24 protein-coding genes and 1 riboswitch are annotated in these 25,143 nt (G+C 41.0%); of the genes, 10 read left to right on the forward strand and 14 right to left on the reverse strand.

Annotated elements, in window-relative coordinates; genetic code table 11:
• Window positions 1-157 precede the first annotated feature (157 nt).
• Complete coding sequence (gene typA / locus ECA01S_RS04410) at window positions 158-1,999, reverse strand: translational GTPase TypA (protein WP_067391693.1); 1,842 nt, start codon at window positions 1,997-1,999, stop codon at window positions 158-160.
• 271 nt (window positions 2,000-2,270) lie between these two features.
• Here typA and ECA01S_RS04415 point away from each other — a divergent pair, with 271 nt between their 5' ends.
• From ECA01S_RS04415 to ECA01S_RS04430, 4 genes are all read left to right on the forward strand, one after another.
• Window positions 2,271-2,969: a LytR/AlgR family response regulator transcription factor gene (locus ECA01S_RS04415; RefSeq protein ID WP_067391696.1), complete on the forward strand. Its 699-nt coding sequence runs from the start codon at window positions 2,271-2,273 to the stop codon at window positions 2,967-2,969.
• 491 nt (window positions 2,970-3,460) lie between these two features.
• A complete protein-coding gene (locus ECA01S_RS14330; protein ID WP_169792756.1) occupies window positions 3,461-4,330 on the forward strand; it encodes a GHKL domain-containing protein in 870 nt (289 codons plus the stop codon).
• A gap of 82 nt (window positions 4,331-4,412) precedes the next feature.
• Window positions 4,413-5,063 (forward strand): ABC transporter ATP-binding protein, encoded by a 651-nt coding sequence (locus tag ECA01S_RS04425; RefSeq protein ID WP_067391702.1) that lies wholly within the window; start codon window positions 4,413-4,415, stop codon window positions 5,061-5,063.
• A complete protein-coding gene (locus tag ECA01S_RS04430; protein ID WP_067391705.1) occupies window positions 5,044-5,805 on the forward strand; it encodes an ABC transporter permease in 762 nt (253 codons plus the stop codon). The genes ECA01S_RS04425 and ECA01S_RS04430 overlap by 20 nt, the downstream gene beginning before the upstream one ends.
• Before the next feature lie 35 nt (window positions 5,806-5,840).
• Here the strand turns inward: ECA01S_RS04430 and ECA01S_RS04435 are convergent, their stop codons facing one another.
• The 8 genes from ECA01S_RS04435 to ECA01S_RS04475 form a co-directional block, all read right to left on the reverse strand.
• The gene (locus ECA01S_RS04435; protein ID WP_067391708.1) at window positions 5,841-6,605 is read right to left on the reverse strand and encodes an inositol monophosphatase family protein; all 765 of its coding nucleotides are present in this window, start codon (window positions 6,603-6,605) and stop codon (window positions 5,841-5,843) included.
• A gap of 4 nt (window positions 6,606-6,609) precedes the next feature.
• Window positions 6,610-6,882, reverse strand: coding sequence for a UPF0223 family protein (locus ECA01S_RS04440; RefSeq protein ID WP_067391711.1), 273 nt, complete (start codon window positions 6,880-6,882; stop codon window positions 6,610-6,612).
• Window positions 6,883-6,983: 101 nt separating this feature from the next.
• Entirely contained in the window at window positions 6,984-8,390 is a 1,407-nt protein-coding gene (gene lpdA / locus ECA01S_RS04445; RefSeq protein ID WP_067391714.1) for a dihydrolipoyl dehydrogenase, read from the reverse strand.
• 7 nt (window positions 8,391-8,397) lie between these two features.
• Window positions 8,398-10,023 (reverse strand): dihydrolipoyllysine-residue acetyltransferase, encoded by a 1,626-nt coding sequence (locus tag ECA01S_RS04450; protein WP_067391717.1) that lies wholly within the window; start codon window positions 10,021-10,023, stop codon window positions 8,398-8,400.
• Between the two features lie 20 nt (window positions 10,024-10,043).
• Entirely contained in the window at window positions 10,044-11,021 is a 978-nt protein-coding gene (locus ECA01S_RS04455; protein ID WP_067391720.1) for an alpha-ketoacid dehydrogenase subunit beta, read from the reverse strand.
• Window positions 11,022-11,023: 2 nt separating this feature from the next.
• Complete coding sequence (pdhA, locus tag ECA01S_RS04460) at window positions 11,024-12,136, reverse strand: pyruvate dehydrogenase (acetyl-transferring) E1 component subunit alpha (RefSeq protein ID WP_067392259.1); 1,113 nt, start codon at window positions 12,134-12,136, stop codon at window positions 11,024-11,026.
• Between the two features lie 384 nt (window positions 12,137-12,520).
• On the reverse strand, window positions 12,521-15,121 hold the full coding sequence (mgtA, locus tag ECA01S_RS04470; protein ID WP_067391726.1) for a magnesium-translocating P-type ATPase: 2,601 nt from the start codon (window positions 15,119-15,121) through the stop codon (window positions 12,521-12,523).
• Window positions 15,122-15,295: 174 nt separating this feature from the next.
• Window positions 15,296-15,464: riboswitch (M-box (ykoK) riboswitch) on the reverse strand.
• 67 nt (window positions 15,465-15,531) lie between these two features.
• Complete coding sequence (locus ECA01S_RS04475; protein ID WP_067391729.1) at window positions 15,532-16,254, reverse strand: nitroreductase family protein; 723 nt, start codon at window positions 16,252-16,254, stop codon at window positions 15,532-15,534.
• 106 nt (window positions 16,255-16,360) lie between these two features.
• Between ECA01S_RS04475 and ECA01S_RS13855 the strand changes: the two genes are divergently transcribed.
• From ECA01S_RS13855 to ECA01S_RS04490, 4 genes are all read left to right on the forward strand, one after another.
• The gene (locus ECA01S_RS13855) at window positions 16,361-16,561 is read left to right on the forward strand and encodes a helix-turn-helix domain-containing protein (RefSeq protein ID WP_071858906.1); all 201 of its coding nucleotides are present in this window, start codon (window positions 16,361-16,363) and stop codon (window positions 16,559-16,561) included.
• A 206-nt stretch (window positions 16,562-16,767) separates the two neighbouring features.
• The gene (locus tag ECA01S_RS04480; protein ID WP_067391732.1) at window positions 16,768-17,895 is read left to right on the forward strand and encodes a baeRF6 domain-containing protein; all 1,128 of its coding nucleotides are present in this window, start codon (window positions 16,768-16,770) and stop codon (window positions 17,893-17,895) included.
• A 170-nt stretch (window positions 17,896-18,065) separates the two neighbouring features.
• Window positions 18,066-18,266, forward strand: coding sequence for a cold-shock protein (locus tag ECA01S_RS04485; RefSeq protein WP_067391735.1), 201 nt, complete (start codon window positions 18,066-18,068; stop codon window positions 18,264-18,266).
• 170 nt (window positions 18,267-18,436) lie between these two features.
• Window positions 18,437-19,210: a MurR/RpiR family transcriptional regulator gene (locus tag ECA01S_RS04490; RefSeq protein WP_067391738.1), complete on the forward strand. Its 774-nt coding sequence runs from the start codon at window positions 18,437-18,439 to the stop codon at window positions 19,208-19,210.
• A 19-nt stretch (window positions 19,211-19,229) separates the two neighbouring features.
• Here ECA01S_RS04490 and ECA01S_RS04495 read toward each other — a convergent pair whose 3' ends face one another.
• From ECA01S_RS04495 to ECA01S_RS04510, 4 genes are all read right to left on the reverse strand, one after another.
• Window positions 19,230-19,688, reverse strand: a complete 459-nt coding sequence (locus ECA01S_RS04495) for a PTS sugar transporter subunit IIA (RefSeq protein ID WP_067391743.1) — start codon at window positions 19,686-19,688, stop codon at window positions 19,230-19,232.
• A gap of 14 nt (window positions 19,689-19,702) precedes the next feature.
• A complete protein-coding gene (locus ECA01S_RS04500) occupies window positions 19,703-20,455 on the reverse strand; it encodes an HAD family hydrolase (protein WP_067391747.1) in 753 nt (250 codons plus the stop codon).
• A 5-nt stretch (window positions 20,456-20,460) separates the two neighbouring features.
• Window positions 20,461-22,131 carry a PTS transporter subunit EIIC gene (locus tag ECA01S_RS04505; RefSeq protein ID WP_067391749.1) on the reverse strand — a complete coding sequence of 557 codons (1,671 nt, stop codon included), beginning with the start codon at window positions 22,129-22,131 and terminating at the stop codon, window positions 20,461-20,463.
• A gap of 186 nt (window positions 22,132-22,317) precedes the next feature.
• A complete protein-coding gene (locus tag ECA01S_RS04510) occupies window positions 22,318-22,518 on the reverse strand; it encodes a hypothetical protein (RefSeq protein WP_067391752.1) in 201 nt (66 codons plus the stop codon).
• 225 nt (window positions 22,519-22,743) lie between these two features.
• Between ECA01S_RS04510 and ECA01S_RS04515 the strand changes: the two genes are divergently transcribed.
• Window positions 22,744-23,214 carry a GNAT family N-acetyltransferase gene (locus ECA01S_RS04515; protein WP_067391755.1) on the forward strand — a complete coding sequence of 157 codons (471 nt, stop codon included), beginning with the start codon at window positions 22,744-22,746 and terminating at the stop codon, window positions 23,212-23,214.
• An 89-nt stretch (window positions 23,215-23,303) separates the two neighbouring features.
• Here the strand turns inward: ECA01S_RS04515 and ECA01S_RS04520 are convergent, their stop codons facing one another.
• Window positions 23,304-23,786: a GyrI-like domain-containing protein gene (locus ECA01S_RS04520; protein WP_067391760.1), complete on the reverse strand. Its 483-nt coding sequence runs from the start codon at window positions 23,784-23,786 to the stop codon at window positions 23,304-23,306.
• Between the two features lie 143 nt (window positions 23,787-23,929).
• Between ECA01S_RS04520 and ECA01S_RS04525 the strand changes: the two genes are divergently transcribed.
• Window positions 23,930-25,108, forward strand: coding sequence for a YdcF family protein (locus tag ECA01S_RS04525; RefSeq protein ID WP_143139551.1), 1,179 nt, complete (start codon window positions 23,930-23,932; stop codon window positions 25,106-25,108).
• The last annotated feature ends 35 nt before the right edge of the window (window positions 25,109-25,143 follow it).

Below are 25,143 nucleotides of genomic sequence, written 5' to 3' on the forward strand. Positions count from 1 at the left end.
TTTTTCAACTCCTATCTTTTACATTTTAAATCATAACATAATCATTTTAATATGTAAGCCTTTTTATAAGAAACCAGCTGACCAACTTTTACGAAAGAGCTGTAATTTCTTGCATGAAAAAAGCAGCTGCCTCTATGAGACAACTGCTGAAAGGATCTTAATCAGTAACGACCTTTTTCTTTTTCGATGCTTTTTCACGTTCACTCTTATTCAGAATTTGTTTCCGCAAGCGAATGCTTTCTGGCGTAACTTCACAATACTCATCATCATTCAAGAATTCCAAAGATTCTTCCAAAGTTAAAATTCTAGGTCTCTTGATGACAGAAGTTTGGTCTTTGTTAGCAGAACGGACGTTGGTCATTTGTTTTGCTCTCGTGATGTTGACCGTTAAGTCGTTGTCACGGCTATTTTCTCCAACGATCATTCCTTCATAGACTTCGGTTCCTGGTTCAACGAAGACAGTCCCGCGTTCTTCAATACTCATGATAGAGTAAGTGGTTGCTTTACCAGTATCGATTGATACCAATGCACCTTGGTGACGACCACCAATTTGGCCTTGAATCATTGGCAAGTATTGGTCGAAGGTGTGGTGCATGATGCCGTAACCACGTGTCATAGACAAGAATTCAGTCGTATAACCAATCAAACCACGAGCTGGTGCCAAGAAGATCAAACGAATTTGACCGTTTCCTGTATGGATCATATCTTGCATTTCAGCTTTCCGTTGACCTAATGATTCAATGATGCTGCCCATGTATTCTTCGGGAGTATCAATTTGAACACGTTCAAACGGTTCGCATTTCACGCCATCAATGACGCGTTCAATCACTTTTGGACGTGAAACTTGTAATTCATATCCTTCACGACGCATATTTTCAATTAAGATGGACAAGTGTAATTCCCCACGACCTGAAACAGTCCATTGGTCAGGTGAATCAGTTGGATCAACTCGTAAAGAGACATCTGTTTGTAATTGGGCCATCAAACGTTCTTCGATTTTACGAGCCGTTACCCATTTCCCTTCACGACCAGCAAATGGTGAGTTATTGACTAGGAAAGTCATTTGTAAAGTTGGTTCATCAATATGCAAGATTGGAAGTCCATCTTGGTGGTCAACTGGTGTAACTGTTTCCCCAACGAAGATATCTTCCATTCCAGAAACAGCAATCAATTCTCCTGCTTTGGCTTCTTGGATTTCCAAACGTTGTAAGCCAAAGAAACCGAATAATTTTGTTACACGGAATTTCTTAACAGAACCGTCTAATTTCAACAAGGCAACTTGGTCGCCAACTTTGATGCTACCGCGGAAGACACGGCCAATCCCGATACGACCAACGTAATCATTGTAGTCCAATAATGACACTTGGAATTGCAATGGTTCGTCGCTATTGTCGACTGGTGCAGGGATGTGTTCAATGATAGTATCAAAAACGGGTGCCATTGTGTGTTCTTGGTTTGCTGGATCATCAGACAAGCTAGATGTTCCATTAATAGCAGAAGTGTAGATCACTGGGAAATCTAATTGATCGTCATCTGCCCCTAATTCAATAAATAATTCCAATACTTCATCCACAACTTCTTCTGGACGAGCGGAAGGTTTGTCGATTTTGTTGACAACAACGATTGGCGTTAAATGTTGTTCCAACGCTTTTTTCAATACAAAACGGGTTTGCGGCATCGTTCCTTCATAAGCATCGACTACCAACAATACGCCGTCAACCATTTTCATGATCCGTTCTACTTCACCACCAAAGTCCGCGTGTCCTGGTGTATCCATGATGTTAATGCGGGTTCCTTGATAGTTTACGGCCGTGTTTTTCGCTAGGATTGTGATCCCGCGTTCTTTTTCCAAGGCATTTGAGTCCATTGCGCGTTCTTGCAATTGCGTATGGCTGTCTAGAGTATCAGATTGTTTCAATAATTCATCCACGATAGTTGTTTTTCCGTGGTCAACGTGAGCAATGATTGCGACATTGCGGATATCATTTCGGTAATTCAATGTAGGTTAACTCCTTCTTTATACATGACGGTACAAACTTCAACGGCTTATTATACCAAATTTTTTTCATGAAATATAGTAAAAAGTTTTCACTTTCAATGAAAACTTAATAAGTAGCACTTTTTACCCTGAAAAAAGGGACATTTATGCCATTTTATTGGTAATTCAGTCCATGTTCTCGTTATCAATTAAATTTGTGGTAAACTAACGGAGATATTTTGACAACTATTCCCAAAAATTTCATAGACATACATCAGGAGGCTTTTCTGTTATGAAAATTGCAATTTGCGATGACGATTCGCGTACTGCCCATCAACTTGAAATGGCAATCTTGCACTCACAACGAGGAAAATTTGAGATAGAGGTTTACAATAATCCCCTTCGATTGGCTAATGCGCCCGCTTTAAATAGCTACGATGCCTTCTTCCTTGATATTGAAATGCCCGAACTAAACGGGGTCCAATTGGCGCAAAAAATACGCGCTAGCGGCAATCAAAATCCTATCATTTTTTTAACTAGTTACAAACAATATATGGAAGAAGTTTTTCGTCTCCAAACTTTTGACTATCTAATCAAGCCTATCCAAGCAACAGACTTAGATAGCGTGATTGAGCGCTTATTACACTATTTAAATAGTCAAGAGACCCGCTTTGTTTTTACCTTTAACAAGGAAACACATAGCTTACCTTATTCCTCAATCTATTATTTTGAAAAGAAACGACGGACGGTTTTAATTCATACCCAACAGGCGACATTTGAAACCTTGATGACAACACAAACGCTTTTAGATAGCCTAACTCCCCAATTTATCCAGATTCATCATTCTTACATAATTAATAGCCGACATTTTCAGCAATTCGAAAAACAGCAGGTTGTTTTGGCGAATGGCGAAAAGCTACCATTAAGTAGAAAGTATTCAAAATCCGCAAAAGATACGATTTTGATGCAACTAAGGGAGATTATTGGATGAGTAATATTGAATTAGTCTTTTCATTTTTTAATACTAGTGGACTAGATTTTTTGATTACTCCCATTGGGTTAATCGCTTATGCAATTTATTTTTTCCATATAAACCTAAAGGAGCAGAAGCTGAATACGCTCATTAAACTCCTCCTATTTTTCTGCTTGTACTGGTTAATACAACACTTTTTCATTGCTATTTTGCCAAATGGTTTCTATTCTATTTTGACCAAAATATGGCGATTACAGCCGCCTTTTTTAATTGATACTTTCTTTTTGATTGGTCTCGGCAGTCTCTTTCTATATAAAATACATTCATCTATTTTACAAAGTATTTTCTGGATCAGCATTTTGGTCCTCACTTACACGATTGCAAATGCTTTAACCAATCTATTTTTTGAATTTTTGCATACACAACTAATTGGGGGAACACATCCCGTCTTATTTTCATCTGTTACCCATCGACTAGTTGAACTATTTTTATTAGGAGCCTTCGCGTGGATGATAAAGAAATGGTTTCGGCCTATCTTTACCTCTAGTCTACGAAGCGCTTCTTCACAACTTGCCTTGATAGGCATCACCGTCCTTTCCTATCTTTTGTTAGTTTTCTTTGTCCGCGATATTTTTTATTCTAGCTTATATTCTTTTACTAATTTGAGCATCGTCATCTCGGTCGTCATCTTAATTGATGTCTTAGTTCTAGTCTTATACAGTGTCCAAGAATCCTTCTATTTAAATTTGAGACAAACTGAATTAGAAGCTCGTGCGCTTAAAGCTCAAGTCAGGGAAATTGATCGTTCAAAAGAAGAATATGAAAAATTGCGCCAATTAAAGCACGATTTAAGGAATGAGCATCTCGCTATCGTCAGCATGCTAGAAACGCAGCATGTTGATGATGCACTTTCTTATTTAAAGCAAAAATATACTCAAATGGAAGATTTAGAGACCTTCTATACATCAAATCAGACATTGAACTTTTTTCTAAACGAAAAGGCTAAAGAAGCAAAAGTGAAGAAGCTATTATTTACCCCAACAATTTTACTTCCTGAAACCCTAAAAATTCCTAGCAAAATTCTCGCTGTTGTAATAGGCAACGTTTTAGACAATGCTTTTAGTGCCGTTCAGCGTTTACCCGACCATGGCGAAGTCCATTTGCAAATGAAACTTTTTCAAAACGATTTATTGATTGAAGTCAGCAATCCCTATGATCCAAAGGAATTAAACTCGCGAAAGCACCGCCAAACAGAAGGGATTGGCATAAAAAACGTTCAAATGATCACTAGCGAATACGGTGGCATTTATAAGACTTGGCAACAAGAAAATTTTTACTATACTACACTCCTGTTTTTCGATGTTTCAATCAATGACTAAATGAACGCTTATTTTTTTCATTATGCTATACTTATTTCATAGTATTTCCATAAACTTTCGTTAGATAAAAAGGAGTCTCGTTATGCTTTTAGATATTCAGGCCTTGTCCTATCAGGTCCAAGCCCAAACGATTTTAGATCAAGTCACCTTGCAATTACCGGAAAAAGGCTATTTAACAATTTCTGGTCCATCCGGTGGTGGCAAAAGTACTTTACTGAAGCTCTGCGCACTTTTACTGACGCCTAGTAGTGGTCAAATTCTACTTGCCGGTAAAAACCAAGCCGACTACCCTGTAACGCTCTACCGCCAGGCAGTCTCCTATTGTTTCCAACAGCCGACGCTTTTTGGTAAGACGGTTTTAGACAATCTTCAGTTTCCTTATACGATTCGCCAAAAGACCTTTGACGCCGCTTTCGCGCAACAACAATTACAGCGTGTGGCACTCCCTGCTGACTATCTCACCAAAGCGATTACGGAGTTATCCGGTGGTGAACGCCAGCGGGTTGCTTTGCTGCGGAATACCTTATTTTTACCGCAAGTTTTACTTTTGGATGAAGTTACTGCGGGGCTTGATGAAACCAACAAAAGGATTGTCCGACGCTTTATTCAAGAGCTGGTGGAAACCGGTGTCGCTATTATGGAAGTGACCCATGATACCGAAGAACTTGCACAAGCATCACAAGTTATCTGGATTGAGAAAGGACGTGTAACCAATGGACCAGCTGACCGTTAGCAACACCTCACTGGCACTAGCTTTTGCTCTCGTCCTAGTGGCAGTCGTCATTAGCTATAAAGAACAAATTGGACTTTCAAAGGATATTTTTTGGAGCGTGGCACGAGCTATTCTGCAATTAACCATTGTTGGCTATGTCTTAAAATATTTATTCCAATTAGATAACGCCCTTTTCACAGCCGCCATGAGTCTTTTTATTGTTCTAAACGCTGCTTGGAACGCTCATAAGCGTAATCCACATCCCTATAAACAGTTTTTAGATTCACTTTTGGCCATTTTTTTCAGCACTTATTTAACGATGGGGGTGTTGATTCTCTCGGGAGCGATTCAATTTATCCCCTCGCAAATCATTCCCATCAGCGGAATGATTGCCAGTAACTCGATGGTTGCCATTGGCTTATGCTACCGCACCTTGTTCAGCCAATTCCGTGACCAAAGACAACAGGTTTTAGAAAAGTTAGCCTTAGGTGCTGATGCCAAACAAGCGGCGCAGACGATTTTGCGTGAAAGCATCCGCACCGCAATGCAGCCGACTGTTGATTCTGCTAAAACGGTAGGGCTTGTGAGTCTCCCCGGTATGATGTCCGGCTTGATTTTCGCCGGTGTTGATCCCGTCCATGCAATCAAATATCAAATCATGGTAACCTTTATGCTTCTATCTACTACAAGCTTAGGAGCGATTATTGCTGGCTACCGCAGTTATCGCCATTATTTTAACCATTCCCTGCAATTACTTGACTAAAAAACGCTGCTCCCTCTTTTTAGAGGAAGCAGCGTTTATTTTGCTTGCATGGTTTGCATTGTTTGCATTGCTGAAGGTGTGCCACCAACATAATATTCGCGACCTTCGAACTGCAACTTTTCATGACTTAAACTTCGATAGGTAAACCCTATGGTATCTAGCAAAACATTCCCCGCAGCGTAATCCCAAGGACTGAGATTTGACAAATAGCCAATATGCTTGCCTCTTAAAATCGCAATAAATTCCAAGCCGGCACACCCGCTGACGCGCACGCCCATGCTAGCCTCGCCGATTTCTTGCGCGTGATGGATATTATGGGCATACATGTACGCATTTATCCCCAATAAACCTTCTGACAGGTCCTTATTAACAGGTGTTGGCAGCGGTTCATCATTACAAAAAAGACCAAGCTCTGGTCCACCCCAATAAAGTTTTTCATTGATGACATCATAAATAAAACCCAAACGACCCTGGCCTGCTTCATATAGGGCCATCATCATACAAAAATTTTCACGCTCTAACACAAAATTTAAGGTACCGTCGATAGGATCAATGATCCACGTGCGACCACTTTGATTGGTAAGATTATCGAAACCATTCTCTTCAGCTTGAATTTGATCTTCTGGGAAATGTTGCTGAATACACTCAACGAGAAAGGCTTGATTCTCCTTGTCGATATTCGTTACGAGATCTGTACGACTACTTTTTTCAGTGACTTCTACCTGACCCCGCAGTTTTGATCGAACAGTTGCACCAGCCTCCTCTAACCATGTTCTTACTAAGCGTGCTGTGGCTTCCATAGAATCATCCCTTCATCTTGAAACGCTTGCCAGCTGTTTTGGCAGCTTGAACTGTGCGGTAAAGCGAGTAGCCGGACAGCTCTTCAAATTGTTTACCTAATCTTTTTTCTTCCCCGATACTTTTTACCACTTGTTTAAACGCCTGATAGGTCTCATTAAATGCGCTAGTCGCGACGCCTTCTTCATAAGCTTTTTCCACCATCGTCCACATCTGCGTAACTGTGATCATTTCTGCCGTTGTCCAATCTAATTCTAATGGATATTGATAATTTTTCACTCAGGTTCACCTCTCACTCAGTGTAGCATATGGGAAAAGAAAGCAAAAGAAAAGAAGCTAGGCAATGGCAGCCTAGCTTCCTCTGTGTGACAAAAGTGATACTAAATATGAATTGGCAAACCAAGTGCCAATTCAGAAGCATCCATAACAATTTCACCCAAAGATGGATGAGGATGGATCGTCAAGGCGATATCTTCAGCATTCATACCTGATTCGATAGCTAATGCTAATTCTGAAACAATATCGCTGGCGCCAACACCGGCAATTTGCGCACCGATGATCACATTGTCGTCTTTTGTCGTAACTAAACGTAAGAAACCTTCCGTTTTGGCTAATGACAACGCACGACCGTTCCCGCCGAATGGGAATTTAGATTGTTTTGCATCGATTCCAGCTGCTTTCGCATCTGCAATCGTCATTCCTACGCTAGCTAATTCTGGGTCAGTAAAGGCAACAGCTGGCATTGCTTTATAATCAACTGCCACTTTCTTGCCTGAGATTGCTTCTGCAGCAATTTTAGCTTCATAACTTGCTTTATGTGCTAGAGCAGCGCCTGGTACGATGTCGCCGATTGCGTAGATATTTGGCACATTCGTGCGGCCTTGTTTATCTACTTCGATCAAACCACGATCGCCAACTTTAACGCCGGCTTGTTCTAGACCTAAATCATCTGTATTAGCCCGACGACCAACAGTTACCATTACGTAGTCAGCTGTAACAGATTCTTCTTTGCCGCCTACTTCATATTTCACAGTAACGCTGTCGCCATTGTCAACGGCTTCTTTCGCCATTGCAGAAGTTACGACGGTAATGCCTTTTTTCTTGAAGTCATCTAATACGACTTTAACCATATCTTTTTCGTAAGTTGGCAAGATAGAGTCAGTACCTTCAATGATTGTCACTTCAGAGCCAAGGTTTGCATAAGCGCCACCTAATTCAGCACCAATAACCCCGCCACCAATGATGACAAATTTTTCAGGAACTTTTTCAAGATTCAAGCCGCCAGTAGAATCTAACACGCGACCACCGAATTTGAAGCCTTTGATTTCGATTGGACGAGAGCCAGTAGCGACAATTGCGTTATTGAAAGAATAAGTTTGAGCAGAATCTGGATGAATCACACGCAAGGTATGTTCATCTACGAAGAAAGCTTCTCCCCGTAAGATTTCCACTTTATGTTTTTTCAATAACATTTCCACGCCGGAAGTTAATTTATTCACGACTTGGTTTTGTTTCCAGTCTTGGGTTACGCTGAAGTCTAATTTGACATTTTCAGCAGAAACACCAAACAATTTAGAATCAAGTGATTCTTGATAATGATGACCTGCACTGATTAAGGCTTTAGAAGGGATACAGCCGACGTTCAAACAAACCCCGCCGATGTATTCACGTTCAATAATAGCCACTTTTTGGCCCATTTCCGCAGCGCGGATGGCGGCAACATAGCCGCCAGGTCCAGCACCAATCACAACTGTATCTAACTCAATGGCGAAATCTCCTACTACCATTATTTAATCATCCTTCCATCAATAGTAACTCTGGATCAGCTAATAAACGTTTGATATTGTTCATTGCTTTTTGGGCAGTTGCGCCGTCTACGATACGGTGATCGAAACTTAGAGAAAGTTTCATCATCCGACCAACGACAATCTCGCCTTCTGCATTGACTACTGGTTGTTGTGAGATTGTACCCACACCAAGAATCGCCACTTCAGGGTAGTTGATAACTGGTGTAAACCAGCCCCCACCAACTGAACCGATATTACTGATAGTGATGGTTCCGTCACGCATATCTTGTGCAGCTAATTTGCCATTATGGGCTTGAGCTGCTTTTTCATTGATTTCGTCAGCAATTGCGAACATGCCTTTTGTATCAGCATTTTTCACATTTGGCACATACAAACCGTGGTCAGTATCAGTTGCGATACCAATGTTGTAGTAATGTTTAAAGACGATTTCTTGAGCTGCATCATCAATTGAAGCATTCAAGACTGGGAATTTCTTCACTGTAGCAGTCAAAGCTTTCACTACATATGGTAAGAATGTCAATTTCGTACCGTTTTCAGCAGCAACGTCTTTGAATTTCTTACGGTGATCCCAAAGTTTAGAAACTTCTACTTCATCATGTAACGTTACATGAGGGGCAGTGTGTTTACTGTTGACCATTGCTTTGGCAATAGCTTTACGTGTTGGCGTCATTGCTTCACGAGTTTCCATGTCACCTAAGTTAGACTTGAAGGCTTGTGGTGCGGCCGCCTTAGCAGCAGGTGCTTCTGTTGTAGTTGAAGCTGTTACCGTTGCTTGAGCTGTCGCAGGTTGTGCGCCGCCACTTACGAATTTATCGATATCTTCTTTTGTAACACGGCCACCTTTACCAGTAGCAGTTATTTGAGAGATGTCTACATCTTTTTCGCGAGCGTATTGACGAACAGATGGCATTGCCAAGACCCGTTTGTTTGGATCAGCTGCTTCTACCACTGTTGCTGCAGCTGCAGATGCGGCTGGTTGTGCCGGTGCTGCTTCTGGTGTCGCAGCAGGTTGTGCTGGTGCTGCGCCATTATGTCCAGGTGCGTCGATTTCAACTAATACGTCACCAACATTGGCAACAGTACCTTCTGCAACCACGATATTTTTGACAGTACCTGTTACTGGAGAAGGAATTTCTTCCACAGATTTATCGTTTTGTACTTCTAATAAGCTGTCATCTTCATTGATAGTATCGCCTGGTTTAACAAACCATTTTACGATTTCACCTTCGGCAATTCCTTCACCGATATCTGGTAATTTGAATTGATAGAATCCGCCAGCTGCTGGTGCTGCTTCTGTTGTAGGAACGGCTGCCGGTTGTGCCGGTGTTTGTTCTTGGGCAGCAACACCGCTGTCGCCTTCATTTCCTTCAAAACCTGGTGCGTCGATTTCAACTAATACGTCGCCAACATTGGCAACAGTACCTTCTGGCACCACGATATTTTTGACAGTACCTGTTACTGGGGAAGGAATTTCTTCCACAGATTTATCGTTTTGTACTTCTAATAAGGTATCGTCTTCATTGATGGTATCGCCTGGTTTAACAAACCATTTTACGATTTCGCCTTCTGCGATCCCTTCACCGATATCCGGTAATTTAAATTGATAAGCCATTGGTTTTCTTCCCTTCCTGATTAAAATTCCATGATTTCGCGTACTTTAGCTTCGATATCATTTGCATTTGGCAACCAAGCATTTTCAGCTTGACCAAATGGGAAGACTGTATCGGGAGCAGAAACACGACCAACTGGTGCTTCTAATGACAAAACAACACGTTCTGAGATTTCAGAAACGACCATCGCCCCAACACCTGCTTGTTTTTGAGCTTCTTGAACAACAACTACACGACCTGTTTTTTCAACAGAAGCGATGATTGTTTCAACATCTAGTGGTGCAACTGTCCGCAAGTCGATGATTTCAGCGTTGATACCATCTTTTGCCAAGTTGTCAGCCGCTTTGATTGCTTCACGCACCATTGCGCCGTAAGTAATGATAGAAATATCAGAACCTTCACGAGTTACTGCTGCTTTATCCAAAGGAACTTCATATGCTTCATCTGGCACTTCCTCACGGAAAGAACGATATAGTTTCATGTGTTCCAAGAACACGACTGGATCGTTACTGCGGATAGAAGAAATTAGTAATCCTTTAGCATCATATGGGTTTGATGGAATAACCACGCGGATACCAGGAGATTGTGCAATCAAACCTTCCAAGTTATCTGAGTGCAATTCTGGTGTATGCACACCGCCACCAAATGGTGAGCGAATTGTGATTGGCATGTTACGTGTGCCACTCATACGGTAACGAGTACGCGCCATTTGTGCTACGATTTCATCCATTGCTTCAAATACGAAGCCAAAGAATTGGATTTCAGGAACAGGACGGAAGCCTTCTAAAGCCATCCCGAAAGCTAAACCAGCAATTCCTGATTCTGCTAATGGTGTATCAAAAACGCGGTCTTCACCAAATTTTTCTTGAAGACCTTCAGTAGCACGGAAAACCCCACCGTTTTTCCCTACGTCTTCACCAAAAACTAGCACATTTTCGTCGTTTTGGATTTCAAGAGCTAAGGCGTCTGTAATCGCCTGGATCATTGTTTTTTGTGCCATGATTATTTCGACTCCTTCGCTTCGTAGAATGCAATTTGTTCTTTGATTGATTGAGGTTGTACTTCAAACATGTTCTTCAAGAAATCAGAAACTTTTTGTTTTGGTACACGGTCAGCTTCAGCAATCGCATTTTTGATTTGTTCTTTGGTTGCTTCGATGACTTCCTCTTCTTTTGCTTCAGACCATAGACCTTTATCTGTCAAGTATTTACGGAAGCGGATCAATGGGTCTTTTTGTTGCCATTCATTATCAAGATCTTTTGAACGGTAACGAGTTGGGTCATCCCCGGAAAGGGTATGTGGGCCATAACGGTAAGTCAAGGTTTCAATTAAAACTGGACCATTTCCGTTAGCTGCCCATTCACGTGCTGCTTTCGTAACTGTATAAACAGCAAGAGCATCCATACCATCTACTTGAATCCCAGGAATTCCAGCTGCAACAGCTTTTTGCGCCAATGTTTTCGCAGCGGTTTGTTTTTCACGTGGTGTGGAAATAGCAAAACCGTTGTTTTGGATTACAAAGACTGCATTTGCATGGTAAGCCCCAGCAAAGTTGATTGCTTCATAAAAGTCCCCTTGGGATGAACCGCCATCACCTGTATAGGTAATTACGATGTTTTTCTTATTACGTTTTTTCAAGCCTAACGCCACACCTGCTGCTTGAACGTATTGTGCCCCAATAATGATTTGTGGTGGCATCGCATGCAAATCATCTGCATAAACGTTCCCAGCCGCGTGTCCACGTGACCATAAGAATGCTTCTGTCATTGGTAGGCCGTGTTGAATCAATTGTGGTACATCACGGTAACCTGGTAACAGCACATCTTCCTTTTCGATTGCAAAATGACTTGCCAATTGGCTTGCTTCTTGACCAGCAGTTGGTGCATAGAAACCTAAACGTCCTTGACGGTTCAACGCTGTAGAACGTTGATCCAATACACGAGACCAAACCATTTGACTCATCAATTCAACTAATTCATCATCTGACAAATCCGGAATAAGATCTGGATTTACGACATTCCCCTCTTTATCAAGTGCTTGATACGTCGGGAATTCGCCATTGATTTCGTCCATCAATTTCTCGAAATCAATAACTTTCTTCTCTTTTTTCGCCATTTTGTCACACATTCCTCTCTCTTGAGATAATCATGTTTAAAACAGACACAAAAACTGTATCAGTTTCAATCGTTTACATTACTAAACTATCACTTTCATGCTGTTTAATCAAGAAATATGCTATGCAAAATTCTAGGAATAAATTAAAAATGCCCTATGGAAACAATGAGAGAGAACGTGAAAACTCTCACACAGTTTCCAATGTTTTCGCTTACAACCTTGTCTTAACCGTTATAACAATTGTTTTTCTCATTTTGTGCTTTTTGTCATTTGTTAAAAAAACTGCTATGAAACAGTTTATGCCATTTGAAGCCTGTGTATTATTTTCTTATAACAGCAAAAAAAAGCACTGGGAGATGTAAATTTCCCAATGCTTTACAAAAATCAGATCCATTCCTTCGTCAGATGGATATAGATACGTTTTGCTATTTCAATAGTGATGAGGTAGCCAATGATGATTGCGAAGAACCATGGCCAGTAGCCAGCTGGCAGCGCCACAAATTCAAATAGACTGCGTAATGGTGTTAAGACTAGCACAAGTCCTGCTGTAATCGCCAAACAGCTGGTGATAATAACTGGTGGTGCCGCAATACTTTGGATAAAGGGTACTTTCTTCGTTCGTACCATATGCACAACTATGGTTTGACTTACCAAGCCCACCATGAACCAACCCGTTTGAAACAGACCTTGACTAGCCACGCTGTTAGCGCCAAAAACAAACCACATCACTAAGAAGGTCAGAATATCAAAGATACTGCTGACTGGACCTAGGCAAACGGTAAATTTCAACAACCCGGTAATCGCCCAGCGAACAGGTTTCGCAAGCTCTTCTTCGTCCACATTATCCCAAGGAATCGTCAATTGCGCAAAATCATAAATCAAGTTTTGCACCAATAGTTGGATTGAAAGCATTGGCAGAAATGGTAGAAAGGCACTGGCAACTAAAATCGAGAAGACATTCCCGAAGTTTGAGCTGATGGTAATTTTGATGTACTTCATCATATTACTGAAGACGCGGCGGCCTTCAATCACACCATTTTCCAGCACATTCAAACTTTTTTCCAACAGAATGATGGAACTAGCATCTTTGGTAATATCGGCGGCTGTATCAACGGAAATACCAACATCTGCTCGGCGCAAAGCCGGTGCATCATTGATGCCATCTCCCATAAAGCCCACAGTGTGCCCGTTTTTTTGTAGCATATCAATGATCCGTGATTTTTGCATCGGATCAAGTTTAGCAAATAAATTCGTTAACTCCACTTCTTTACGTAACGTTTCATCATCCATTTTTTCAATGTCAGTTCCTAACAAAGTATGGCTGACTTCGATGCCAACGTCTTGACAAACCTTTTTGGCCACGATGGCATTGTCTCCCGTCAATACTTTAACATTGACGCCATGTTGATGTAGCGAGCTGATCGCCGTGATTGCCGATTTTTTGGCTGGATCTAGGAAGCCCACGAAGCCCATCAAAATCATGTCTTTTTCATCTGCGACGCTGTAAATGGCTTCGGAATGGACATCGGCCTTCATGGCAACGGTAATTACCCGCATCCCTTGTTCGTTCATACGGACATTGACTTCACGCATTTGTTCTCGCAGCTCAGGCGTTAAGGGGATCACCTTGCCGTTGATTGAGACCCGGTCACAAACGTCAGCCATTTCTTCCACCGCGCCTTTTGTAATCATCAGTTGATGATCATCGGCATTGACTACTGTTGTTAAGCGGCGACGAGAAAAATCAAAGGGAATTTCATCAATTTTGGTGACCTTTTGATAAGGCAAAGCCCGTTTGTTTTCTTCATAATAATTGATTACCGCAATATCCATTAGATTTTTCCAGCCCGTTTGTTGGGATGAGTTTAAAAAGGCCAAATCCAAAACTTGTTCATTTTCCGTACCTAGCGGATCTAAATGTTGCACCAACACTACTCGGTCCTCTGTGATCGTGCCCGTTTTATCCGTACAAAGGACATCCATGCTGCCTAAATTTTGAATGGAAGCTAGCTCCTTGACGATTACTTTATGTTTGGAAAGCGACATTGCTCCTTTGGCCAGATTACTAGTGACAATCATCGGCAACATTTCTGGGGTCAAACCAACCGCTACTGCAATAGCAAAGAAGAAGGCACTGCCCCAGTCACCCTTTGTGACACCATTGATTAAAAAGACGATAGGAAAAAGAACCATAACCATCCGCAATAGTAGTTTGCTGACTTTGGCCAAGCCAACATCAAAAGCGGTTTTACCTCTTTGGGTCGTAGCATTCTTAGCAATATCACCGAAAAAGGTTTCTTGCCCCGTCTTTAAAATAATCGCGCGGCCTTGCCCACTAATGACATCCGTCCCCATAAAGACCAAATCTTGCATATCAATCGCCGAAATATTCGCTTTATTTTCAATGCCAGCGTCAACAAATTTTTCTACTGGCATTGATTCACCGGTCAAAGAAGACTGATTCACGAATAAATCCTTCGTCCAAATTAAAACAGCATCCGCTGGAATCATATCGCCGGTAGCTAAGGTAATAATGTCCCCAGGTACAACTTCGTCCATGGGAATTTCTTTAGTGGCGCCGTCTCGCGTCACAGCAGCAGTATTTTCAATTAGTTCCTTGAGTGCTAAGCTAGCTTTTTGCGAGCGGTATTCTTGAATAAAGGTGATGACGACACTACAGAGAATCATCGTGCCCATTACGATAGCCGCCTCAAAATCCCCCGTGATAGCAGATACCACCATTAATAATAGCAATACATAAACAAAAGGATCATTGAAAGCTTCCAAAAACAATAACCAAGCAGGGGTTGGCTTTTGTGCATTGACTTGATTCAAGCCGTATTCTTCCAAGCGTTCTTTGGCATCGGTGGTGGTTAAGCCTTTATCAGACGTCCGTAATTCCATATATAATTCACGTTCACTCAGCAATGCTAGTTTTTTCAATTCTTGTTCTTTTGTCGTTTTTCTTACTTCTTTGTTTAACATCGTCAGTTCCTCCTTCGTTCCCTAGGAGGCGTGAGTTATTACCTCCCAGGGCATATCCTATTCACTTGCTGGGGTTCGGGGTTCTTTTCCAAAATAACTCATCCTTTCTCATGAGACACCTCACGCTTAAACACAAAAAAGCGCCCTCAACAATAGAGGACGCTTGGCGCACGAAAATAGTCTTCTATCGTTGAGCTTTAGCACTATACAGCGTAGATAGAAATCATCAGCTACATTATGAATGACCTTCACGATCATTCCTGTTCAACCAACTAAGGGTCTCTCGATCCTTTCGCGGCAGCAGCTTATTTCTGTATAGGAGCCTCACCTAACAATACATTTTATTCACCTTCATCATAGACAACAAAAACAGATTTGTCAAAAGGAAAATGAAAATTTTCAATTATTTTCTATTTTAGCAATTGTTGCTTTTTCAAGAGTTCCCGCGTTTTAGGGGTTAACTGTTGAAAATAGTCGGCAAATTTTTGGGTCCAATCCTTCGTTTCTCGCGCCTCGCCAAAAATACGCATTGTTTCATCATATTCTTGTAGTAACTCATTAGGATACGCTTGCCAGCCATCGTAATGAACAACGGCAGCTTCCGGTAATCGTGGTTTGATGTTCATTTCAACCGTTGGCTTGCCAATGCTTAAACCAAACAAGGGGAAGGTATAAGCGGGCAGTTCCAACAATTGGATGATGTCCTCTGCATGTTTACGGATACTCCCCACAACCACAGAACCTAGACCCGGACTTTCTACAGCCACAATCGTATTCTCTAATGCCAAAGCGGCATCAGTTGTCGCCACTAATAGCGGCTCAATGCTCGTTCCCCAATCGTATGGAACCTTCTTCAGCTCACTGACTTGTTTTGTCCGCGCTAAATCAGCCACGAAAAGTAAAAAGATCGAGCTTTCGGCCATATGCGGGTTGCCGGGGTTCCAAGTCACTAGTTGTTTGCGTAAAGCTGGCTCCCGCAATACAACGATAGAATAGAACTGACCATTCATCCACGTTGGGGCTTGTCTTGCCGCTTTCAGAATCAGTGCTAATTCTGCGTCACTCAGCTGATGTTGCGGGTCAAAATGGCGATAAGTTCGGTGGTTCATTAACTGCTGTAAAGTTTCGTTCATGGTGCTCTTCCTCTTGTAATCATTTAATAACGGTACAAACTTTTACATATTACTATTATTCTCAGCTTTTTCCGACTAAAATAAGATCAGAAAGGTGTTGAAGACTATGTTAGGGACAAAATTGAAAGCACTACGGCAATCTCGTCAACTTTCACAGCGAGAAGTTGCGGAAAGTTTATCTTTATCGCGATCCGCCTATTCCAACTATGAAAATGATCTGCGCCGCCCCGACATAGAAGCATTGCTTTGTTTAAGCGAGCTGTTTCAAGTCCCGCTGTCTTACTTTGCCAATAACTCACTGGAGTAAATAGCGACATAGCCTATTAGACGAGAGATTCCTTTTTGAATCTCTTCGTCTTTTTTAGGATCACCGCCAGTATAGCACCAGCTGTGCGCAAAGACAGCCGTTTTCAAAATGATTTTTTTACTGAAAGCCTTTTATTTTATGCTTCTTTTTAACTATGGTACACTTATTATTGTAGTAAAAGTTCTTATTACGTAGGAGGTTTTTATATGATGAGTCAAGGAAAAAACATTATCACAGCGTTAACTGCAGGAAACGCAACTGGACCTTTCGTAACGATTATGTTGAACACTCATGTTGGACACCAAAACGTTGAAAAAGATCAATTGCAATTCAAAAATTTTGCTAAAGAAGCCAAAGCACGATTTGAGAAAAAATATTCAGAAAAAGCTTGGATTCCCTTCCAAGAAAAAATCGATGCCTTACTAGCCGATCAAGATTTCTGGCGGCGGGCAACAACTAGTGTCGCGATTATTTTGAATGCCGAAGATACTTTCGTTCACCGTTTGGCGATTCGTGTCGACAATCAATATTACGTGGCTGACAAGCCTTACTTGTTAGCAATCATTAAGAATACTCAATTCAATTACGATTACTTCTTACTCGCACTAAATCGAGATTCCTTCAAATTATACCGCGTCAGCAACCGGAAGCTTTCAGCCATCACTTTACCAGAGGATGCCCCTGATACTTTAGAAAAAGCCCTTGGTGACGAGTTGACTGGTGGGAACCTTAACTATTCCGTAAAAGGCGGCAGCGGCTATAATGGCGGCGGCAAAGAAGGCATTTCTTACCACGGGATTAATACGAAAGATGAAGAAGTGGAAATCGACTGGACTAATTATTATCAAGCAGTCGATGCTTTCTTGAAAGAATTAGATAATCCAGAAAATCTACCGCTTTACCTATTCGCATTACCTGAAAATCAAACCATGTTCAAAAAAGTGGCGAAAACACCATTTTATAGCGACAAGGCTAGCATCGCCCAATCACCAGCTCAATTATCTGATCAAGATATTGAAAGCCATTTGAATGAAATTGCCGATGCGTTGACGAAAGAAGAAATCGGTAAATACAACAAGGCGATGGATAAAAAATTCATCGACCAATTGGTGGACATCGTGCCAGCAGCCGAGGAAGGTCGTATCGGTGAAATGTTTATTGCGACTTCTAATTTGGTGGATGGCTTTGGTGAAGATCCTGAAACAGAATACGATCGTCGCCAAGTGTTGAACAATATCGCGGATAACGTTATTGAAAAAGGCGGTGTCGTCCACGTCCTAGAACAAACCGACGCACCTGATGAAAAGAGTTTAGTCGCGATTTTACGGTACTAAGACATTTCTTTTCTGAAATACTGTACTTCTTTTCCTCCTTGTGTTATAGTAAGTCTTGTAGTTTTTGTTCGGTAATTTGCGGTACATGTTTCACATAAACATCTTCCACATTTTTCACCATTCAATAATTGCAATATTATGTGTGTAAAACACAAGGAGGATTTTTTATTATGGAAACAGGTACAGTAAAATGGTTTAACTCAGACAAAGGTTTTGGATTCATCACTACAGAAGCTGGTAACGACGTATTCGTTCACTTCTCAGCAATCCAAGGCGACGGCTTCAAAACTTTAGAAGAAGGTCAAACAGTTACTTTCGATATCGAAGAAGGTCAACGTGGCCCTCAAGCAACTAACGTTGTTAAAGCTTAATTCCTAAACTGTCAAACCACAAGACTTTGGTCTTGTGGTTTTTTTGTATCCTCTGTTTCTTTTTATTAACTGAATTAGATCCAACTCCCCCGCAAGCTTTGAACCCAAGAGAACGTTTTCGTGCTACAATGAAAACAACTCGTATAATATAGTAATAAAAGGAGGTCCTTATGAGTTCTGTTTATACCCATATCCAAAATAATTATGAGGAGCTTTCAAGTACCGAACAGCTTGCAATCGATTATATTTTAAAATATCCAGAGTTAGACCATTTAAAATTAAAGATTATCCAGGATGCTTTGCACATCTCAGCCCCCACCATCATTCGTGCCATTAAAAAGCTTGATTTCAAATCCTTTACAGAGTTTAAGTATGCTCTATTAAATGAGAATAATCGACAAGCTGAATTGAATTCTGAGGCAGATTATCAAGCAACATTAAGTGTTATGAAAGAAGATTTTGATAAAACTCTTGCTATGATGGAAGAGAAAACCGTAAAAGGAATCGCTGCTACTATACTATCAGCGAGACGTATTTTTTGTGTTGGGATTGGTTCTTCTGCAACAGTTGCAAATGCTTTTAACCATAAGCTGAAAAATTTGGGTTTATGGTCAAACGATTATACGGAGGTATTTCCCATCCGAGATATTCCGGATATTGCACGAGCAGAAGATTGCATTATCGTTTTTTCACTTAGCGGTGCCGAATCGCAAATCGTTAAAGTCATATCCGAATGCAAGGTCAAAGGTTGTCACATTATTTCCGTCACAGGCTTTTCCAGCAATCCTATCGTTTCGCTAAGTGACATTGCCTTAATGTGTCATCAATCTGTTCAAAACCGCAAAAAACTTCGTTCACGCTTGATGCTATCCGTAGCTTCAGAAGTCATTTTTGAAACTATTTTACTCTTAGCCAAAAACCAAAAAGATGTTTCCCCTTCTTAAAAAGGAGAAACATCTTTTTTTACATTTTTGCTAGCTCTGCTCCTGCTGAAACGGGAGTTTTAGTCGAATACTTTTGTGAGGCAAGCTCTTGACCCGTAACGATCACTAAAACGACCGTATCTTTCCCTTTGGCTTCTACCATTTTACGATCCATATGCGCTAAAGGAGTGCCAACATCCACTTTATCCCCTACCTGCACTAAAATTTCAAAGGGTTCACCTGCTAACTCCACCGTATCCAATCCCATATGAATTAGAATTTCTTGGCCGTTAGCCGTTTCAATTCCTAAAGCGTGTTTCTGTTCAATAATGGTTTTGACTGTTCCGATTACTGGACTAACAATTTCGTCTGTTTCAGGAATAACCGCAACGCCGTCCCCCATCATTTTTTGGGCGAAAACGGGATCATTAACTTCAGTTATGGGAACAAATGTGCCAGCTACTGGTGCAAATATCCCTTTTTTCTTACCAAATAACATTTTTGCCACACTCCTTATGCGATCAATTCAACTACTTCATAAAAGTTTTCTACAATATCTGTTGCCTGTTCTTTTACGATATCAGCGGCATGAGCCATACAGAAAGATCGTTTGGATTCATGGAACATACTGATATCATTCTCTGAATCGCCAGCAGATATGAAATCCACACCGTACCGCTCCCGTAAAAATTCTAAGGCATGTCCTTTAGTAACATTTTGAGGAGTAATTTCAATACGTTTCTCACCACTTTTACAAATTGCCAATTGCGGGAATTGCTGTTTCAAATCAGCTAGCAATTGATCAGCTTGTCCTTTTTCTGGTCGAATATTGATTTTATATATTTTTTTACCAGCAATCGTTTGAAATAATTCTGGCGGTTCCACCAATTCCATATTCCATAGCTTAGCTAAATCATCTGTTTTATGCGTACCAATGCGCTGCTCGCCATCTAAGGCATCAAATACGATCTCTTTTTCCTTGATAAAAGTTAAGACATCCTGCAAAATATTTTGCTCAATAGGCCGTTCAAAAATGATTTGACCATCCATCTCAATGATACCACCATTAAAACCAATCTGAACATCACTTTCTAGACCAACTTGTTCTTCTATATAATGAATCTCTTTAACAGAGCGACCTGTGGCGATGGCAATTGGCATAGTAGCCTTCAATTGTTTCAATGTTTCTCGATCAGCAGCTGTTACTTCGCGAGAGTCCTTCACAAAAGTTCCATCTAAATCTGTTACAAATATTTCCTTTTCCATGGCTATCAATCCGCCAATCCTAATATTTCTCTTATTTCTACCTTCAACTGATTAGCACGACCACCATAAATGGACTGCATTTGCATACCAGATTTATTAAAGCCCATCGCATTTAAATCATGTGTAATCTGATTGATATCCACTACCGTATCATCCTTGACGTTTATCCGTAAACGTGTAATACAGGCATCTACATTCTCAATATTTTCCGGACCACCATGAGCTGAAATCAGTGCTTCTGCCTGATCGTGCAGTGTCAAATTTGCGCCACTTGGAACTGCAGCGTCTTCATTATCTCGATCTTTCAATGTCTTAACGCCCATTTTTTTACGAGTTTCGTCTTTCCCATGTAAGGCAATTGTACTTGGATCATCTTCACGTCCTGGGGTTTTGAAATCAAATTTCTTGATAGCAAAAGTAAAGACGATAAAGTACATTGCGAAACAGAAGACACCAATAATTGGTAGCAACCACCATTTGGTACGAGCACCTTGGAGCACACCATAAATTAGGAAATTAATCAAACCATGCCCGGTTGGTGTCAAGAAGGCTGCACCAGCCACATTAGCCACTAGCATGGTAAGTCCTGCTAATACCGCATGAATTCCATACAATGCAGGTGCTACAAATAGGAAGGTAAACTCTAACGGTTCTGTGATACCCGTTAAGAAAGAAGTCAATGCAGCTGCTAATAATAAAGAGCCGACTGTTTTCTTATTTTTAGGTTTAGCTGTAACGTACATTGCCAAAGCTGCACCAGGCAAACCAAACATATTATAGATAAATTTACCAGATGAAAAACGAGTGATCATTGGATCAATAGGACTATTACTAGAAAGAGCTGCCATGTAGGCATTGATCGTTCCAGCGTACTCCTTGCCATTAATCATAAAAATACCGCCAAGCTCGGTTGTTCTCACAGGCCAATTCAAGCCGTGATGTAGTCCAAATGGCAACAATAGGCGTTCAATTACGCCGTACCCAAAAGTTCCCACATAACCAGATTTTAAGATTGCCACTGAAAGTGCTGTAATAGCTGCTTGTACAAAAGGCCAAATAACAAAGAAGGCCATCCCTACCACTGCCATTACAGGAATAATCATGATAGGAACTAACCGCGGACCACTGAAGAAGCCAAATACTTGCGGAACCTGAATTTTAATTGCTTTTTTATGAACTAAATAGACAATAACCCCGGTAATGATACCACCAAACACATTCAAATCCATTGTTTGGATTCCTAAAACCGTCGTTTGCATATGTCGTGCCATCATTTCACTTGCATTTTCAGCACTCATGTCGACTAAAGTTCCACTGGCTTTTAATAAAAAATTCAATGTATTATGCAAAACTAAAAAGCCAAGCAGTCCAGATAATGCCGCTGATCCCTTTTCTTGTTTCGCTAAACCAACTGCGACCCCAACGGCAAAAATAACTGGTAGATTGTTAAAGGCGACATTCCCCAACATCTCCAAAAATCCCATCACAATTTGCAGAATTTCATTCCCCATCCAAGGGTGCATCTCAATCGTACTTGAATTGGTAAAAGCTGACCCTAACCCTTTTAAAATCCCTGCCGCCGGCAAAACCGAAACAGGTAGTAAAAACGACCGCCCAAACATTTCAAAAACGTTTAGAAATTTTGCTTTGCGGCTGCTTTTCGCCGTGTTTTCCATTTTGTATCATCCTCTCCTTTTGATTACGGTTTCATCATACCGCAATCTTTCGAAAAAGAGCAGGAACGTGATTAACATCAAGAACAAGGTAAGAAACTAGTTTTTGAGTAAAAAACTACTCTCTGATTCCGTTTAATTTTAACTCTTACCGACAAAAAAGAACCTCAGTCCAGACGAGGTTCTACTTCAATGTGTAAATAGCCAACTGAAATACCCTACCACCAACAAGGAGCAGACACTTACCGTGACGTAAACAACTCGTAGACGTTTCTTTTGATCAATTCGCTGTATAAAGGAACGACGACTGAGGACAATGGCGGCTATCAAAATAATGACGAATAGATAGTTTCCAACAAACTCCGTAATGATGTTCAGTATAGTTTTCATGCAAACTCCTCCTTACCCTAACTTGCTTTTCAGACAATAATCTTTAGACAAAATATACCATAGCAGACTAGCAGACACTATTTAAACCTCTATCCAATATCCTTGAAAAGATTTCGATTTGCTGATTGCTGCTAAAGTTTAGCTGTTTAGTAAAGAAGCCATCTCACGACTACTGGTACATGATAAAATAGCTACAAAAGGTTACGTTTTGAGAGGAGCTTTTAGATGATTACCTTTCGTTCTATCGCCAATGATGATTTTGATTTTTTGCAAGCAACATTAGTAAGTTCTTTTAATGCTGACGCCGCGTTGAGCTATGGGCCAGGAGCGGAAGACGGTCCACCTGGTTACAATGATGGTCGGTTGGCCACTAAACTTTTAACTGATCCTACCTTGATTAGCCGGTTGATTCTTAAGGACGCACAGCCTTGCGGATTTTTAACCTTCAGTATTGGTTCGCCCAACTGGCTACATTACTTTTGCCTGCATGCCGACTTCATTAATCAACAGCTAGGCACACAAGCTTGGCAAGCCTTTGAAGCTGTTCAAACAGGAACTTGGCGATTAGAAACACCGTCATCTTCCTGCCGCAACCAACACTTTTATGAGAAAATCGGCTTTCAGAAGATTGGCCAGCAGCATTATTCTGTTGATTCACGCTCATTTATTTACGAAAAAAAGATACCTTCTCTGTAAGCTATCCATCATTTGTTTAAGCAAAAACAGAGCCCTCACTATGCGTGCTGACTCTGCTTTGAAGGACTCCATCATTTGTGGCGTCTTCCTTACAATTTTTTGATGGGAAAATATAACATTAATTCATCTTCTGCGAAACTAGGCCGATAAAACTCAATCACCGGTCCCACAAGTTTTTCACCTTCATCTGGTAGAACTTCAGTCAGCATCACTTGCATGGCTTCTTGATAATGGTCCATGTCGGTTTTGACCGTAAAGTATTCAAACGCCGGCCATTCCCACTTAGTAAAGCCATGAGGTGCTTCGGCAGCTGGATCTGCTTCGATTCCTGCTAGATATAATCCTTCTGCTTGCCATGGTAACAGCCACGTTTCGGCATCACTCATCAAGCCCCACATATGAAGGATTGAACCTTCCTCATCTGTTTTGATCACCGGAATGAGCTCATCAAATTCTTCGTTCATCTGATCCCAAAGTGGTGGTACCCATTCAGAGCCCTGATCAGCTCTGCCTAAGCCCTTTTTTCCAATGACGGTAAAGCCGTCTTTTTTTATTCGTTCAATCCCTTTCATGCCATCGCCTCCTCTCTTCATTATACCGATTTCTATTCTAGAAGAGAAAAAATCCTACTCGGCAAGCGACTTCTTTTTGCAGTCTGTTTGATTCTTCGCTATACTAAAAACGAATAGTGAGGAGTGAATGTTGGTTGGATGTAATGACTATTGTGTTTGGAATTATTTTTATTTTAGGTTTTTTCGTCATTAAACGTTGGAAACACAATGATGCCCGTTTCTACCAAGTCTGCTGGTTTGGCAGTTGGCTAGTAGGCTATCTGGTTTTTCTTGATATCCGTTCAGTAGGGTTTCTGATTTTAGTGCCCTTGTTTTTCCTAGGGGTGTTTTGTTTCAGCTACTTTCGTGACAAATGCCGCCTTATGAATGGACTATTGTTCAATTTATTTTTAATGAGTTTCGGCGGTTATTTGATTTTTTTGACTTTTTCTAGTGAAAGTCTGATTTTATATGGGTTATTAGGGATTTTGGGAATCTTGTTTATTTTAGGGTTATTATTTGGTGCGATTGTGTTAATCGTTTTCCTCTATTGGAATGCGTCGGTGGTCTTCCGCAAAGAGGGCCATTCCTTAGCTAACCTATTGACTTTGCTACTGGCCTTATTTCTCACCTTTTTGTTGATTTACAGTCAGTTATCCGCTAATCAGGTCTTTCCGCAATGGTTGGATGCCTTAATTGGTATGTTACCTACTATGACATTTTACTTTGCGCTGGTCTTTTACAATTTTCTTACTGTATCGGTCTTGTATCAATTTAACCGGCCAAAGTATCAACAAGAATACATCATTGTGTTGGGCGCCGGGTTAATTGATGGCGAGCGCGTCACTCCACTGCTGGCGAAACGAATCGATAAAGCAATTCAATTTTACAAAGCGCAAAAACGCGCCACAGGTAAAGGACCTGTGCTATTGATGTCAGGGGGCCAAGGAGCTGATGAAAAGGTTCCAGAGGCAGTGGCGATGCGCAATTATGCTGTTGAGCAAGGGATTCCCGAGCATGCGATTCAATTGGAAAGCAACTCGACGAATACGCTAGAAAACATGCAATTTTCTAAGGAAATCATTGTCCAAGAGGACGCCGATTACCGAGCTATTTTTGTTTCTAATAATTATCATATTTTTAGAGCCGGCATGTTTGCTCGTCAGGCAGGCTTAAAAGCAGATGGAATTGGGGCTAAAACTGCCTTCTATTATTTGCCTAATGCCTTTTTACGGGAATTCATCGCAATCGTCGTCATGAATAAGCGCCGCCATATGATTGTGACTGGTATCATCGCTTTCTTCAGTATTTTCTTGGCAATCACCAGCCTTTTCATCGGCTAAAAAAGGACCGACATCATTGGATGTCGGTCCTTTAC

The sequence above is a fragment of the Enterococcus canis NBRC 100695 genome (assembly GCF_001544375.1).
Lineage (GTDB): Bacteria > Bacillota > Bacilli > Lactobacillales > Enterococcaceae > Enterococcus_H > Enterococcus_H canis.

What these genes read in the sequence shown, in the direction of transcription:
- ECA01S_RS04415 (WP_067391696.1), top strand. Translation starts at nt 2,271, where the DNA reads ATGAAAATTGCAATTTGCGATGACGATTCGCGTACTGCCCATCAACTT.
- ECA01S_RS14330 (WP_169792756.1), top strand. Translation starts at nt 3,461, where the DNA reads ATGATAAAGAAATGGTTTCGGCCTATCTTTACCTCTAGTCTACGAAGC.
- ECA01S_RS04425 (WP_067391702.1), top strand. Translation starts at nt 4,413, where the DNA reads ATGCTTTTAGATATTCAGGCCTTGTCCTATCAGGTCCAAGCCCAAACG.
- ECA01S_RS04430 (WP_067391705.1), top strand. Translation starts at nt 5,044, where the DNA reads ATGGACCAGCTGACCGTTAGCAACACCTCACTGGCACTAGCTTTTGCT.
- ECA01S_RS04435 (WP_067391708.1), bottom strand. Translation starts at nt 6,605, where the DNA reads ATGGAAGCCACAGCACGCTTAGTAAGAACATGGTTAGAGGAGGCTGGT.
- lpdA (WP_067391714.1), bottom strand. Translation starts at nt 8,390, where the DNA reads ATGGTAGTAGGAGATTTCGCCATTGAGTTAGATACAGTTGTGATTGGT.
- ECA01S_RS04450 (WP_067391717.1), bottom strand. Translation starts at nt 10,023, where the DNA reads ATGGCTTATCAATTTAAATTACCGGATATCGGTGAAGGGATCGCAGAA.
- ECA01S_RS04455 (WP_067391720.1), bottom strand. Translation starts at nt 11,021, where the DNA reads ATGGCACAAAAAACAATGATCCAGGCGATTACAGACGCCTTAGCTCTT.
- pdhA (WP_067392259.1), bottom strand. Translation starts at nt 12,136, where the DNA reads ATGGCGAAAAAAGAGAAGAAAGTTATTGATTTCGAGAAATTGATGGAC.
- mgtA (WP_067391726.1), bottom strand. Translation starts at nt 15,121, where the DNA reads ATGTTAAACAAAGAAGTAAGAAAAACGACAAAAGAACAAGAATTGAAA.
- ECA01S_RS04475 (WP_067391729.1), bottom strand. Translation starts at nt 16,254, where the DNA reads ATGAACGAAACTTTACAGCAGTTAATGAACCACCGAACTTATCGCCAT.
- ECA01S_RS13855 (WP_071858906.1), top strand. Translation starts at nt 16,361, where the DNA reads ATGTTAGGGACAAAATTGAAAGCACTACGGCAATCTCGTCAACTTTCA.
- ECA01S_RS04480 (WP_067391732.1), top strand. Translation starts at nt 16,768, where the DNA reads ATGATGAGTCAAGGAAAAAACATTATCACAGCGTTAACTGCAGGAAAC.
- ECA01S_RS04485 (WP_067391735.1), top strand. Translation starts at nt 18,066, where the DNA reads ATGGAAACAGGTACAGTAAAATGGTTTAACTCAGACAAAGGTTTTGGA.
- ECA01S_RS04490 (WP_067391738.1), top strand. Translation starts at nt 18,437, where the DNA reads ATGAGTTCTGTTTATACCCATATCCAAAATAATTATGAGGAGCTTTCA.
- ECA01S_RS04495 (WP_067391743.1), bottom strand. Translation starts at nt 19,688, where the DNA reads ATGTTATTTGGTAAGAAAAAAGGGATATTTGCACCAGTAGCTGGCACA.
- ECA01S_RS04500 (WP_067391747.1), bottom strand. Translation starts at nt 20,455, where the DNA reads ATGGAAAAGGAAATATTTGTAACAGATTTAGATGGAACTTTTGTGAAG.
- ECA01S_RS04505 (WP_067391749.1), bottom strand. Translation starts at nt 22,131, where the DNA reads ATGGAAAACACGGCGAAAAGCAGCCGCAAAGCAAAATTTCTAAACGTT.
- ECA01S_RS04510 (WP_067391752.1), bottom strand. Translation starts at nt 22,518, where the DNA reads ATGAAAACTATACTGAACATCATTACGGAGTTTGTTGGAAACTATCTA.
- ECA01S_RS04515 (WP_067391755.1), top strand. Translation starts at nt 22,744, where the DNA reads ATGATTACCTTTCGTTCTATCGCCAATGATGATTTTGATTTTTTGCAA.
- ECA01S_RS04520 (WP_067391760.1), bottom strand. Translation starts at nt 23,786, where the DNA reads ATGAAAGGGATTGAACGAATAAAAAAAGACGGCTTTACCGTCATTGGA.
- ECA01S_RS04525 (WP_143139551.1), top strand. Translation starts at nt 23,930, where the DNA reads ATGACTATTGTGTTTGGAATTATTTTTATTTTAGGTTTTTTCGTCATT.